Raw genomic sequence first — 13,933 nt, forward strand, 5'->3', positions numbered from 1 at the left:
GCGTGACGCCCAACTCAGCGATGCAACCGAACCACCGTCTTACCCATCATCTGCTATTAATCCTGCTCGGCCTGATGCTGCTGGCCAGCTTGATCCATTGGGGGTTGCGGGCGCAGGTGCAGGAGAGGGTCGAGCAAAAACTGTACGACCAGTCGGTGACGCTGCTGCGACAGCTGAACCAACAGTTGCAGACCGATCTTAAGGAGGTCCGCTCCGACCTGCTCTACCTGACCGACCAGGCCCGCCAGAACGGGCTGACCCAGCCGCAACCGAGCGATCAGGCGATCGCCCGAACCAGCATCGCATTCAAGGCCTTCAGCAAGTACAAACGTCGCTACGACCAAGTGCGCTTTCTCGATGCTGAAGGGATGGAGCGGGTACGGGTCAACGCCAACCAGGGGCAGCCAACGATTGTGCCCACCGACCAGCTGCAGTCCAAGGCCCATCGCTACTACTTCACCGAGACAATCGGCCTGCCGAGCGGCGCCATCTACACCTCACCTTTCGATCTCAATGTGGAACACGGGGAGGTGGAGTTGCCGCTAAAGCCGATGCTGCGGCTGGCCAGTCCGGTGAGCGACGCCCAGAGCAATAAACGGGGTATCGTCATCCTCAACTATCTGGGACGCCATCTGCTCAACGATTTTCTGGCCCTGACCCGCGACTACCCGGGCAGAACCTATCTGCTCAACAGTGAAGGTCGGTATCTGCTCAGCCCGAACAAATTGCAGGAGTGGAACTTCATGTTCCCCGACTCACCCCAAGTCGGTTTTGCACAGGATCATCCTCTCATCTGGTCGCAGATCACACAGCGCGGCATCGCCAGCAGCCGCACCGCAGAGGGCCGATTTGTCCATCTCCGCATGCGTCTCCCCAACAGCCAGTCAAGCCTCTCCAGCGGCTGCCAAAACTGCGAGTTTGTACTGATACTGCAGATTCCTGAATCGCTGCTCGAGACCCAGATCGACCAGGAGATGGCGCATCAATATCCCCTGCTTGGGCTGTTTTTTCTGATACTGGGCGCGGTCCTGATATTCCTCACCTTCAACCGAGAAAAACGCAGACTCTCGGAGCTGCAGATCCAGCACCTCAACCAGGAGATCGCCGACGAGCGCGACCTGTTTATCGGTGGCCCCACCGTCGTCATCCACTGGCGCAACGAATTCGGCTGGCCCATCGACTACATCTCGAGCAACGTTGAACCTCTGTTAGGCTATACCGCAGAAGAGTTCCAGAGTGGAGAACTCTCCCTCTCCAGCATCGTCGCCCCCAGCTACCTGCAACAACTCATCCAAGAGAACGAAGCAGCTCAAACAGACAGTCGCTCCTGGTTCGAGCGCAAACCCTATCAGCTGGTCAGCGCCGATGGCCGGCGCCTGTGGATCCAGGACACCACCTCCGTGATCCGCGACAGCGCAGGTCACATCACCCACTTTTACGCCTATATCTCCGACATCTCTCCCCTCAAGCAGGCGGAGGAAAAGCTGCAGCGCTCCCACCACTACATTCAGAACGTAGTGGACACCATCGCCGACCCCACTCTGGTGATCAACATCGACACCTATCGGCTGGAGATAGCCAACAGCGCCGCGCGCCAGACCTATTGCGGCGGCGCCAGCATCGATGCGGAGATGACCTGCCACCGTCTCTCCCACAAGCGCGAGGTCCCCTGCAGTGGCGAGCATGACCCCTGCCCGATCGAGCTGATCCGTAAGACCAAAGCTCCGGCACGGGTCATCCACAAACATTTCGACAGTCACGGCAAGGTCATCTACGCCGAGGTCTCGGCCACACCGATCTTCGACGACACAGGAGAACGGGTGGTACAGATCATCGAGTCCCATCGCGACATCACCCACCATGTGGAGATGGAGCAGCAGCTCACCCAGCTCGCCGCCACCGACCGCCTGACCCAGGTCTTCAACCGGATGAAGTTCGACGACGAACTGGTGGAGCAGATCGAATGGGCCAAGCAGCAGCAGAGCGCGCTGGGGCTGATCATGTTCGACATCGACCACTTCAAACGCATCAATGACAACCACGGCCACGACGTCGGCGACCGGGTGCTGCAGGAGGCTGTCGCGGTGGTGCAGAAGCGCATCCGCAAGAGCGACGTGCTGGCCCGCTGGGGCGGCGAGGAGTTCATGATCATCACCCCGCTGGCCGATCTCGCGGTGGTGGAGACGGTTGCCGAAGACCTGCGCAAGGCGATCGCGCAGCACCAATTCCCGCAAGTGGGCCGGATCACCGCCAGCTTCGGCGCCAGCATGCTGCACCCTGATGACGATGCGCGCGCCTTGATCAAACGGGTCGACCAGGCGCTCTACCGTTCCAAGCGGGAGGGGCGCAACCGCACCACAGTGAGCCCATAACCGGCTGTCAAAGCGGCTCCCCCCAGCGCGGCATTAGACGCTGCTCCACTCCGAGCTGGTCGAGGATCCGCGCCACCATGAAGTCGACGATATCCTCCAGCGACTCTGGATCCTGATAGAAACCGGGACTGGCCGGCATGATCAGCGCCCCCATGCGCGACAGCTTGAGCATGTTCTCCAGGTGGATATCGGAAAGCGGGGTCTCACGCACCACCAGGATCAGCTTGCGCCGCTCCTTCAGCATCACATCCGCGGCTCGCTCCATCAGGTCGTTACTGGCGCCGCAGGCCACCGCGGAGAGCGCACCGGTGGTACAGGGACAGATCACCATCGCCTCAGGCGGATTGGAACCACTCGCCACTGGCGCCATCCACTGCTGACGGCCAAACACCTGCAGTTGCCCGGGCGCAGCCTGAAAACGTTCCGCTAGAATACGCGCCACCTCTGCCGGCTGCGAAGGCAGCTGCAGCCCGGACTCCATATTCAACACGATCTGCCCGGCCTGGGAGATCATCAGATAGACTGGTCGCCCCGCCGCGATCAGGCACTCCAGCAAGCGTAGAGCGTAGGCGCTGCCCGAGGCGCCGGTGATACCGAGGGCGATGGGCTTAGAATCATGCATGGTGTGGTCCGGCAACTCTTTTGTCTCGTCTGATGCTATTAACCCGGCAATTTAATCTGGCTCATGTATAGGTCAGGCCGTGCCCGACATCATCCGTGATTTCAATTGGTTGCAAGTGGCGGATCAATAACAGCCCGTAGGTTCGGCTTGACCTCCATGGATGGAGGAAATGCAGAAGGATTGTTGGGAACAACCCCTGTCAGCCGAACAGTCCGACTAAAGTCGGACCTACCGGAACCTGCTGCGGCCTGTTGGAGCATTTTAGCCCCGCCCGAGGCGCTCCAGCAGCCGCCGGTGCAGCCCCTCAAAGCCACCGTTGCTCATGATCAGCAGATGATCGCCGGGCTGGGCGGTCTCGGCCAACGCTTCAATGATCGCCTCGCTGCTGTCAAACAGAGCGACACGATCCCCCAGTGGCTGGAGTGCCGCCGCCGCATCCCAGGCCAGTTCAGCAGGGCGAAAGAAGAGTACCCAATCAGCCACCTGCAGCGCCCCGGCCAGCTCACCCGCATGCACACCGCGGCGCATGGTGTTGGAGCGCGGCTCCAGCACCGCGATGATGCGTTGCGAGCCGACCCGTCCGCGCAGCCCCTCCAGGGTGGTGCGGATGGCCGTGGGGTGGTGGGCAAAGTCATCGTAGACGCGCACCCCGCCCACCTCACCGATCAGCTCCAGGCGCCGTTTGACGTTACAAAACTCCCGTAGCGCCTCAATCGAGACCGCCACCGGCACCCCGGCATGGCGCGCCGCGGCGATCGCCGCCAGGGCATTGTTGATGTTGTGACGCCCGAGCAACCCCCACTCGACCCGCCCGGCCGGTTTGCCCTCACAGATCAGCTCGAAGCGGCTGCCGTCGGCGCTGGCGGATGCCGCTTGCCAGGTCGCCTCCCGCTCCGCATCGAACGACTCGAGCGGGGTCCAGCAACCCTGCTCGAGCACGGCGGCCAGATTGGCGTCCTGGGCCGGGGTGATCACCAGGCCATTGCCTGGCACGGTGCGCAGCAGGTGATGGAACTGGCGCTGGATCTGCGCCAGGTCGTCGAAGATGTCGGCGTGGTCGAACTCCAGGTTGTTGAGGACCAGGGTGCGCGGCCGGTAGTGGACGAACTTGGAGCGCTTGTCGAAGAAGGCGGTGTCATACTCGTCCGCCTCCACCACAAAAAAAGGTGCCTTACCGAGCCGCGCCGAGCGGCCAAAATTCTCCGGCACCCCGCCGATCAGATAGCCCGGTTCCAGATTGGCATACTCCAGCAGCCAGGCGAGCAGGCTGGCGGTACTGGTCTTGCCGTGGGTGCCCGCCACCGCCAGCACCCAGCGCCCTTGTAACACATTCTCCGCCAACCACTGGGGACCGGAGGTGTAGCGCAGCCCCCGCTCCAGCATGTACTCCACCGCCGGATTGCCCCGCGACATGGCGTTACCCACTACCACGACATCCGGCTCAGGCTGCAGATGCTGCGGCGCATAGCCCTCCATCAGGGTGATACCGGCCACCTCCAGCTGGGTGCTCATGGGCGGATAGACGTTAGCGTCGGAGCCGGTGACCCGGTGCCCCAGGGCCCGCGCCAGCAGCGCGATACCGCCCATGAAGGTACCGCAGATACCAAGAATGTGTAGATGCATCAGTTCACCACTGGGAAGAGCGTGGAGGTGATCGACCAGGCCGACAAGGTATAGATAAAGCCGAAGGCGATCCCCAGGTTGAGGCTGAGGTTAAAGGCGTGACGGATGATATGACCCAACACCACCATGCTCCAGATCACCAGCACCAGCAACAACAGCCCCACCTCTGAACCACCCGACGCCTGATTCCAGCTCAGCAGTGGCAGCGCCAGCAGGCCCATCAACAAACCACTGCCCATCAATGCGCTGGCCGTCTGCAGAAATCGTGGCTGCAGGCCGGTGAGGCGCAGCGCCAGCTGCAGGCTGAGCAGCATCAACCCCGCCTCGAACAGGCTCTCCAGCACGGCCATGCCCAGCTGACGGGAGGAGTCGACGATCATCAGCACCCCAACCAGCACATTCAGCAGTGCGGTCAACGCCAGCAACACTGAGGAGACAGGCAGATCCTGCGGCGCGGCACGCAGCAGGCAGAGATCGACAAAATAGTTCAGCAGTGACTTCATCGATGGTTCACGGTTGCAAAACGCGGGATCTTACCACTAGTCAGCCCGCCTGGGCGGACGCTCTCCCACCCCAGCCTGCCGGAACCAAGCCTCGAACTGCACCGCAGCCGCCTCCCCCTCGGCTGGCGCCCAGCTGGCGAAATCAGCCTCAGCGATCGGCTTGAACGGCCCCTGTTTGAACTCGAACAGCAGGGTGTCCGGGGCCAACGCGACCAAGGCATGCCAGACTCCCGCCGCCACTTCGAGACCGCGCACCGGCCCAGCAGCGCTCAGCTCGGTACGACTCAGCACCGCGCCACTCTCATCGAAGGTGAGGTGGCCACAGCACCCCTGCAGTATAATCAGGAACTCCCAGGTTGACGGGGCCAGGTGGCGATGAGGCCGGTAGTAGGTGCCGGGCTGAGCCGCCATCGCCATGCGCTGCACCGTTTCGCTGTGGTCGGCATGAAAACAGTGGTGAGAGCGCCGACGGGACGCGTTGCGGGAGCTTTCGATCAACCCAGCGATAACTGAATCATCCAATAGTTTAAGCATCTCTCTCTCCTGGCTAAGGCGGAGTCACAACATGAACTGTTTCAGCCCATCCCCGGTCTGCCTCGCCCTCCTGCTTTTGGCGCTGCTGGCCGCATACGGCGAGTCGCCACCCGCCACCGCCCCGGCAGCCGCCCCTTGGAGCGACCAGGATGAGGTGCTGTTCCAGCTGCGCGAGGTGATCAAATATGAGCAGGAGCGCCAGCAGCTCGAACAGGCCACAGCCGAGCAGCTACAAACTCAGGCGCCCCGCCAATAGTTGCAGGGGTAGGCGACCATCAGGGCAAACAGCATCAGAATAACTATGCCCCAGTTGCCAATCCTGGCATAGGGGGTCAGCCCCTGCATGGCGCGGATCTCGCTGCGCAGCACATGCCGCTGCAGCAGTGGCGAGACCCCGATCAATCCCCCTTTCGGCCCGATCACCGCAGAGATGCCGGTATTGGTCGCGCGCAGCAGATAGCGGCCAGTTTCCAGGGCGCGCATACGGGCGATCTGCAGGTGCTGATGGGGCGCCAGCGAGTCACCGAACCATGCGTCATTGGAGGCGTTGATCAGATAGGCCGCCTGCGGCAGCGCCTCGATCATCTCACTGCCGAAGGCATCCTCGTAGCAGATCGACATACCGACCTGGTGCTCCCCCACCTGCATCAGCGGCTGAGCCGAGCTGCCATGGGCAAAGTCCGACATCGGGATGGTCAGGAAATCGACCAGCGAGCCGAGCCAATCCTTGAGCGGCAGATACTCAGTAAACGGCACCAGATGACGCTTGTGGTAGTGGGCTCGCTCACTGCCCAGGCTCACCATCGCGTTATAGTAGGCCTTGCTCTCCGGGTCCATCTGCACCACACCGAACACCAGATTGTGACCCTGCTCCTGCAGCAGCCGATGCATGCCCTGTAGAAAAGGCTCCTCCACCTGGAACTGAAACGCCGGCACCGCGGTCTCCGGCCAGAGGATCAGATCCGCATCCAGGTGGCGGCGGGTCTCCTTGGCGTAGTGGATCAGGGTCGGTGCCAGTTGCCCCAGCTTCCACTTCTCAGCCTGGGGGATGTTACCCTGCACCAACGCCACCCGGATCGGCTCGCCCTCGGGGTGGCTCCACTCGATCTGGCTGACGCCCCAGGCTGCCACCCAGAGCACTCCCAGCATCGCCAGCGCCTTGAGTCGGGTACGCCGCGCCGTTGTGATCAGGATCAACACCAGCAGGCCGGCGCTGAAGGCCGCCGCCCAGCTGACGCCAAGGCTGCCAAACAGCGGCCCCAGCCCGGCCAACGGTGAATCGATCTGAGCATAGCCCAGCTGCAACCAGGGGAAGCCGCTGAGGAACCAGCCGCGCAGCCACTCGATCAACACCCAGGCGGCGGGGAACAGCAGGCTAAGGCGCAGCCGTTTAGCGACCGGGATACGGCTCACCAACCAGCCCAGCAGGCCGTAGTAGAGGGCCATCACCAAAACAAACAACCCCGTAACCAACAGCGGCAGAAACCAGCCCACATCGCCAAACTGGGCTAGGCTGACATGCAGCCAGGTGACACCGCTGCCCATCAGCCCAAGACCGTAGAGCAGCCCCAGGCGGAAGCCACTATCGCGGCCGGCATGCAGCCAGAGCCAGAACAGCAGGGCTGGTCCGGCAATCGCCAGCGGCCATAGATTGAATGGTGCAAACCCCAGGGTGGTGAGCGCCCCCGCCAGCAAGGCCAGCAGCCTCCCCCTGCGCAGCAGCGCGGTACGCGCATCATGCAACATGGGACTACTCTTCCTGGGGAGGGGCGGCACTCTGCAGCAGGGTCAGACTGAGCAGGTGCAGACGGCGGCTGTCGGCGCGCATCACCCGGAAACGGAAGCGGCCGATATCCACCGACTCATCTTTTTTTGGCAGATGGCCGAAGGCGTTAACCACCAGCCCACCGACAGTATCGAATTCGTCATCTTGCAGATTGGAGTCGAAGCAGTCGTTGAACTCGCCGATCTCGGTGCGAGCCTTGACCATGTACTCTTGGTTGCTGCGACGAAAAATATTGCCGCCCTCGTCGTAGTCATGCTCGTCCTCGATCTCGCCAACGATCTGCTCCAGCACATCCTCGATGGTCACCAGCCCCGCGGCGGCGCCGTACTCGTCGATGACAATCGCCATGTGGTTGCGACTGGCACGGAACTCCTGCAGCAGCACATTGAGACGCTTGCTCTCCGGCACGAATACCGCCGAGCGCAACAGGTCTCGGATCTGGAAGCGGCGTTGGTCCGCACTCTGACACCAAGCAAGCAGATCCTTGGCGAGCAGGATACCCACCACCTCGCCCTTATCGTCGCCGATCACCGGAAAACGGGAGTGGGCCGACTCCACCGCCACCGGCAGGATCTCCTCCAGGGTGTCATCGCGGCGCAACACCACCATCTCGGCCCGCGGCACCATGATGTCGCGAACCCGCATCTCAGAGACCTGCATTGCCCCCTCGATCATCGAGAGGGTGTCGTGATCCAACAGCCGGCGCTTGTTCGACTCCTGTAGCAGTTCAACAAGCTGCGCCTTATCTTCCGGTTCGCTCCTAAAACGCTGGCTAATACGCTTCAGCCAAGCCTGGAACGAACCGAACATCGGTCGATCTTTGCTGCTCATGTTTCCTTTTCAATCTGGTAGGGGTCGGCAACCCCAAGGCTTGCGAGGATCTTCCGCTCAAGAGCCTCCATTATCCCAGCCTCGGCATCATTCTGATGGTCGAGGCCCTGCAGATGCAAGACCCCATGCACCACCATGTGAATCCAGTGGGAAATCGGTGATTTACCCTGCGCTGCCGCTTCACGGGCCACCACCGGGGCGCAGATCACCAGATCCCCCAACAGATTGCCAGCCGCTTCGGCTGGCAGCTCGGGGGGAGTCTCGAAGGGAAAGGAGAGCACATTGGTGGGGCGGTCCTTGCCGCGATAGTCGCGATTCAGTGCCTGACTCTCCGCCTCATCGACGATACGGATCACCAGTTCGACCGGCCCGCTCTGTTCGCTCAGCGCCGCCAGCGCCCACGCATGCAGCTGGGCTTGTGACGGCAGCGACGGCGTCTCGCTGACCCGCTGCAGCTCCAGTGTCAGGCGCGATCCATCCTGCGCCGAATCAATCACCGCCGCGATTCTCCTCGCAACGCTGATCAAAGTCATCGTAGGCGCGCACCACCCGCTGTACTAGGGTGTGGCGCACCACATCCTTGGCGTTGAAGAAGGTAAAACCGATCCCCTCCACCTGCCCCAGCACCTCGATGGCCTGGCGCAGGCCCGACTTCTGCCCGCGCGGCAGATCGACCTGGGTCACATCACCAGTGATCACCGCTCTGGAACCAAAACCGATGCGGGTGAGGAACATCTTCATCTGCTCTGGTGTGGTGTTCTGCGCCTCGTCGAGGATGATAAAGGCGTCGTTGAGGGTGCGACCGCGCATGTAGGCGAGCGGCGCCACCTCGATCACGTTGCGTTCTACCAGCTTGTTGACCTTCTCGAAACCGAGCATCTCGTAGAGCGCATCGTAGAGCGGCCGCAGGTAGGGGTCGATCTTCTGCGCCAGATCACCGGGCAGAAAGCCAAGCCGCTCGCCCGCCTCCACCGCCGGACGCACCAGCAGGATGCGCCGCACCTGATCCTTCTGCAGCGCCTCCACCGCACAGGCCACCGCCAGATAGGTCTTGCCGGTGCCCGCCGGACCGATGCCGAAGCTAATGTCGTAACTCAGAACCTTGTGCAGGTACTCCTGCTGATTCGGCCCGCGAGCACGCACCATGCCGCGGCGGGTCTTGATCACTGACGCCGGCAGTTCGCTGCGCGGCACCTGTTCCAGCAGGACGTCGATGGCCGAGTCCTGCAGAAACAGATGCAGCCGATGCGGATCGAGCAGCTCCCCCGCCGAGGTGCGATAGAGGTCGCGCAGCACCTGCTCACCGGCACGGATCGCCGCCGGTTCGCCGATCAAGCGAAAACTGGCGCCGCGGTTGTTGATCTCAATACCCAGACGGCGCTCGATCAGCCGCAAGTGTTCATCAAGCAGGCCGCAGAGATTCGCCAGCCGCTCATTGTCCTCGGGCTCCAGCAGCAGATCGAGGGATTCAGGGTGTTCTGACAAGGTATTTCCTGATGGAATGATGGGTGGTCAGGTTCAGCCGCTGGCGGCCTGACCGGGGAGGCTCTGCAGGCGTTCGCCCCGCAACGAGTTGGGCAGCGCCTCGGTGATACGGACCTCCACGAACTCGCCGATCAGCTCAGCCGGGCCGTCGAAGTTGACCACCCGGTTGTTCTCGGTGCGACCGGCCAGCTGGTTAGGGCTCTTCTTCGAGAGCCGCTCCACCAAGATGCGCTGCACGCTGCCAACCATCTGGCGGCTGATGCGCTGGGCCTGGCTGTTGATCAGCTGCTGCAGCCGTTCCAGACGCTGCTGCTTGATCTCGAGCGGCACATCATCGGGCAGGTCGGCGGCGGGGGTGCCGGGTCGGCGGCTGTAGATGAAGCTGTAGGAGTGGTCGAAGCCGATCGCCTCGATCAGCTTCAGGGTGTCATTGAAGTCCTGCTCGGTCTCGCCGGGAAAGCCGACGATAAAGTCGGAGGAGATGGTGATGTCGGGGCGCACCTCGCGCAGCTTGCGGATCTTCGCCTTGTATTCGATCGCCATGTGGCCGCGCTTCATCATCGCCAGCACCCGGTCGGAGCCCGACTGCACCGGCAGATGGACAAAGCTGACCAGCTCCGGTACCCGACCATAGGCCTCGATCAGGCTGTCGGAGAACTCCAGCGGATGAGAGGTGGTGAAGCGAATGCGCTCGATACCGTCGATAGCCGCCACATATTCGATCAGCAGCGCCAGATCGGCAGTCTCGCCGTCGTACATCTCACCGCGATAGGCGTTGACGTTCTGCCCCAGCAGGTTGACCTCTCGCACCCCCTGGGCAGCCAAGCCCACCACTTCGGCAATCACATCGTCAAAGGGGCGGCTGATCTCTTCGCCGCGGGTGAAGGGCACCACACAGTAGGTGCAGTATTTGGAGCAGCCCTCCATGATTGAGACGAAGGCGGTGGGGCCCTCGGCACGGGGCTCGGGCAGACGGTCAAACTTCTCGATCTCGGGGAAGGAGACATCCACCACCGGATGGTGCTGGGCACGCACCTCGCGGATCATCTCCGGCAAGCGGTGCAGGGTTTGCGGGCCGAATACCAGGTCCACGTAGGGTGCGCGCTGGCGAATTGCATCGCCCTCCTGGCTCGCCACACAACCGCCGACGCCGATGATCAGATTGGGGTTTTTTTCCTTCCAAGGGCGCCAGCGACCGAGCTGGGAAAAGACCTTCTCCTGTGCCTTCTCGCGGATCGAGCAGGTGTTGAGCAGCAGCACATCGGCCTGTTCCGCAACCTCAGTCAGCTCCAACCCTTCCGCCTCGCGCAGCCCGTCCGCCATGCGCGCGGAGTCGTATTCATTCATCTGACAGCCGAAGGTTTTGATATGCAGTTTGCCGCCCATGTGCCCTTACCATCGAAAAAAGGCTCTCATTTTAACGTGCAGCGCAGCCAATCCACAAACACCAGCCGATGCAACAGGATCTCGCTGGCGATTGGCTCATCAATCCTCTGCCAACCACTCCAACCGCGAGCAGGCCTCCAGGCCGGCCTCCTGCAACACCTTGATCACTGAGGCAGACTGCTCTTCAGGCAGAATCAGATAGTAGTCACACGCCGCAGCTTCAGACTGCTGCGCGATGATTGTCTCAAGCTGCCGGGCCAAGGCGTCAGGCGCAACATCCAGCTTCTGATAGTGGAACTCATCCAGCGCATCCTGCCATGAACGACAGTAGTTTGTGAGATAATGGCCGCTCTCCACCGAGGCGAGCCAATAGAGCCGCATTGGTTGCGACATCTGCAGTGCGATGGCGTGTTCGATGAGACTCTCCACTGCCGCAAAACCGGTTTCCCAGGCGATGAAGATCAGCGGCCGGCGACTTGCCTCATCGAGCAGAAACTCACCCTCCGGCCCCTCCACTTCAACCCTTTTCCCCTTACCCAAGCCGGCAAACAGCGCGCGGGAAAATGCCTGACGTGGATTTTCAGGAATATGGAACTTGAGATTCATGCCATCACAGGGGCAGGAGGCGAGATGCAACTCCTGTCGCCCCACACCCTCCAGATGCAGCGTCACCCGCTGGCCGGCGAGGAACTGCAGGGTCTGGGAGCGCGGGGTTCGCAGATGCAGTTGACGCACCCGCTCGCTCAACGCGTCCACCCTCGCCACTCGAGCAGTCAGGCGCTGCCGTGGCATCCCGGCAGCGTCACGGGATTCGCGGGCTTCGATAACCATGTCAGAGCGCACCAGCACACAGCAGGGTAAAACCTGCCGCTCTGCTCGCTGACGGGGTGTCAGACGGAAGTCGGGCTGTCTGATCAACTCGAAATCGCCCTGGAGGATACGCACCATGCAGTGGCCACAGCTGCCGTTAGCACAGCGGCACTCCAGATTCAGGCCGGCGCGCAAGCCAGCATGCAACAGTGATTCGCAGGACTCCGCTGTAAATTCGTGGCCGCTGGGTTCGATGCGAACCTTATAACTCATGGCCAGACACCATCCAGTTCCGTATTAACCTTTCATTCAGGTTATTAACCCGACATTAAACATGGCATGTGTAGGTCGGGCTGCGCTCGACATCATCCTTGATTTCAATCTATTACCGGCGGTGGCCACGGGCCGCCCTGCATCCATTCAATTGCCTGGATAATAAGAAAAAATCGAGCCAGAGAAGCCATCTGGTTCACGCGGATTATCCCATGCACAGCACCAGCTCAGGCCGACAGCAGCGCCTGAATACGCTCCGCTTCCCGCGTCTGCTGGGACGACATGCGCAACCGCTGGGCATCGACAATGCTGGCCAGTTCGCCAAGCGCAACATCGAAGTCGTCATTGATCACCAGGTAGTCGAACTCATCGTAGTGGCTCATCTCGCTCACCGCCTCGCGCATGCGACTCTCGATCACCTCTGCACTGTCCTGGCCCCGGCCATCGAGTCGCTCCCGTAGCGCCTGCGGATCAGGCGGCAGAATGAAGATCGATAGCGCCTCGGGAAAGCGCTGCCGCACCTGACGCGCACCCTGCCAGTCGATCTCCAGCACCAGATCCTGGCCCTGCTCGAGCTGCCTGCGCACCGACGCCTCGGCAGTACCGTAGAAGTTGCCGAAGACCTCCGCATGCTCGATGAAGGCGCCGGTCTCCACCATGTGCAGGAAACTCTGATGGTCGACAAAATGGTAATCGACCCCGTCAGTTTCGCCCGGGCGCATCGACCGAGTGGTATGGGAGACCGATACGGCAAGTGCGGGATCACGCTCGCGCAATGCCTTCAACAGACTGGTTTTGCCCGCACCAGAGGGAGCGGAGAGGATATAGAGGGTACCTGTCGACATAGTGGATTCCGTGATGATCGGTGGGGTCAGGGCTTTAAGGGATAGATCGGGCGCGGCGACTTGTCCCGATAGTAGGGCATCATCTCCTGCGCCAGATCGCTCAGGGTCTGCTGCCGACTCTGCGGTGCAGGGTGGGTACTGAGAAACTCCGGCGGGTTGTCGCCGCCCACCTTCGCCATCTTTTGCCAGAGGGAGACGGCGGCACGGGGATCATAGCCCGCCTTTGCCGCCAGCTCGATGCCGATGCGATCCGCCTCGCTCTCGGCGGTGCGACTGTTGGGCAGCTCCAGCGCCAGCTTGGCCGCCAGTGCCGCCCCAGCCATGGTCAACGCCGGTCGGTCGGAAGCGGCGCCAACCGCGATCACGCCGAGGCGAGTCATCATCGCCATCGACATCTTCTCTGCCGAGTGTTTTGCCAGTGCGTGGCTGATTTCGTGACCCAGCACCTGAGCCAATTCGTCATCGGTCGGCTTGACCTGCTCCACCAGCCCCGTATAGAGCGCCATCTTGCCTCCGGCCATGGCCCAGGCATTGACCGTCTCTGGGTCGTCAATGATCTTGATGCTCCACTCCCAGGAACTGGTCTCAGGACGCATGCGGATCGCCTGGGCGATCAAGCGTTCAGCGATCCACTCCACCCGCGCCTTCAGCTGCGGATCGTTGTCGAGCTTGCCCTCCTTCGCATAGGGCTCGAGCATCTCCTGGTAGGCCAGTCGGGAGGATGCAATCGCCTGCTCCTCGGAGATGATCAGCAGCTGGTTGCGTCCGGTTGGTGAGGTGGCGCAGGCTAGCAACAGCACACTCACCAGCAGCGCGCTGAAAATGGCCCTAAGCCTGAAGATCATGGCGACTCCTCCTGTGCC

The 13,933-nt window shown here is 61.9% G+C and carries 14 protein-coding genes; 2 read left to right on the forward strand and 12 right to left on the reverse strand.

Translation table 11 applies throughout. From position 1 onward, the window contains the following. The first annotated feature begins 2 nt into the window (after positions 1-2). The gene (locus L0Y14_RS14735; protein ID WP_251859223.1) at positions 3-2,372 is read left to right on the forward strand and encodes a sensor domain-containing diguanylate cyclase; all 2,370 of its coding nucleotides are present in this window, start codon (positions 3-5) and stop codon (positions 2,370-2,372) included. Positions 2,373-2,379: 7 nt separating this feature from the next. Here the strand turns inward: L0Y14_RS14735 and L0Y14_RS14740 are convergent, their stop codons facing one another. From L0Y14_RS14740 to L0Y14_RS14755, 4 genes are all read right to left on the reverse strand, one after another. Beyond that, positions 2,380-2,994, reverse strand: a complete 615-nt coding sequence (locus L0Y14_RS14740; RefSeq protein ID WP_039960044.1) for a flavin prenyltransferase UbiX — start codon at positions 2,992-2,994, stop codon at positions 2,380-2,382. A gap of 261 nt (positions 2,995-3,255) precedes the next feature. Next, positions 3,256-4,617 (reverse strand): UDP-N-acetylmuramate:L-alanyl-gamma-D-glutamyl-meso-diaminopimelate ligase, encoded by a 1,362-nt coding sequence (mpl, locus tag L0Y14_RS14745; protein ID WP_006475084.1) that lies wholly within the window; start codon positions 4,615-4,617, stop codon positions 3,256-3,258. Next, a complete protein-coding gene (locus L0Y14_RS14750) occupies positions 4,617-5,120 on the reverse strand; it encodes a hypothetical protein (RefSeq protein WP_005961705.1) in 504 nt (167 codons plus the stop codon). Before L0Y14_RS14750 ends, mpl begins: the two co-directional genes overlap by 1 nt. 36 nt (positions 5,121-5,156) lie before the next feature. Continuing rightward, on the reverse strand, positions 5,157-5,654 hold the full coding sequence (locus tag L0Y14_RS14755; protein ID WP_006475085.1) for a WbuC family cupin fold metalloprotein: 498 nt from the start codon (positions 5,652-5,654) through the stop codon (positions 5,157-5,159). Positions 5,655-5,685: 31 nt separating this feature from the next. On the opposite strand from L0Y14_RS14755, the gene L0Y14_RS14760 reads away from it, so the two are divergent. Next, positions 5,686-5,910, forward strand: coding sequence for a hypothetical protein (locus tag L0Y14_RS14760; RefSeq protein WP_006475086.1), 225 nt, complete (start codon positions 5,686-5,688; stop codon positions 5,908-5,910). Here the strand turns inward: L0Y14_RS14760 and lnt are convergent. The 8 genes from lnt to L0Y14_RS14800 all read right to left on the reverse strand — a co-directional run bounded on the left by lnt (position 5,892) and on the right by L0Y14_RS14800 (position 13,915). Beyond that, positions 5,892-7,400 (reverse strand): apolipoprotein N-acyltransferase, encoded by a 1,509-nt coding sequence (gene lnt, locus L0Y14_RS14765; protein WP_006475087.1) that lies wholly within the window; start codon positions 7,398-7,400, stop codon positions 5,892-5,894. The genes L0Y14_RS14760 and lnt overlap by 19 nt on opposite strands. 4 nt (positions 7,401-7,404) lie before the next feature. Then, complete coding sequence (locus tag L0Y14_RS14770; protein ID WP_005961713.1) at positions 7,405-8,271, reverse strand: HlyC/CorC family transporter; 867 nt, start codon at positions 8,269-8,271, stop codon at positions 7,405-7,407. Continuing rightward, entirely contained in the window at positions 8,268-8,768 is a 501-nt protein-coding gene (ybeY, locus tag L0Y14_RS14775; protein ID WP_006475089.1) for an rRNA maturation RNase YbeY, read from the reverse strand. The genes L0Y14_RS14770 and ybeY overlap by 4 nt, the downstream gene beginning before the upstream one ends. Next, the gene (locus L0Y14_RS14780) at positions 8,761-9,756 is read right to left on the reverse strand and encodes a PhoH family protein (RefSeq protein WP_005961717.1); all 996 of its coding nucleotides are present in this window, start codon (positions 9,754-9,756) and stop codon (positions 8,761-8,763) included. The genes ybeY and L0Y14_RS14780 overlap by 8 nt, the downstream gene beginning before the upstream one ends. A 33-nt stretch (positions 9,757-9,789) precedes the next feature. Next, positions 9,790-11,142 (reverse strand): tRNA (N6-isopentenyl adenosine(37)-C2)-methylthiotransferase MiaB, encoded by a 1,353-nt coding sequence (gene miaB / locus L0Y14_RS14785; protein WP_005961719.1) that lies wholly within the window; start codon positions 11,140-11,142, stop codon positions 9,790-9,792. 99 nt (positions 11,143-11,241) lie between these two features. After that, on the reverse strand, positions 11,242-12,225 hold the full coding sequence (locus tag L0Y14_RS14790) for a 2Fe-2S iron-sulfur cluster-binding protein (RefSeq protein ID WP_005961721.1): 984 nt from the start codon (positions 12,223-12,225) through the stop codon (positions 11,242-11,244). Between the two features lie 227 nt (positions 12,226-12,452). Further along, positions 12,453-13,070: a guanylate kinase gene (gmk, locus tag L0Y14_RS14795; protein WP_006475092.1), complete on the reverse strand. Its 618-nt coding sequence runs from the start codon at positions 13,068-13,070 to the stop codon at positions 12,453-12,455. A 26-nt stretch (positions 13,071-13,096) separates the two neighbouring features. Continuing rightward, positions 13,097-13,915: a M48 family metallopeptidase gene (locus L0Y14_RS14800; RefSeq protein WP_006475093.1), complete on the reverse strand. Its 819-nt coding sequence runs from the start codon at positions 13,913-13,915 to the stop codon at positions 13,097-13,099. Positions 13,916-13,933 lie beyond the last annotated feature (18 nt).

This window comes from Candidatus Endoriftia persephonae (genome assembly GCF_023733635.1).
Lineage (GTDB): Bacteria > Pseudomonadota > Gammaproteobacteria > Chromatiales > Chromatiaceae > Endoriftia > Endoriftia persephonae.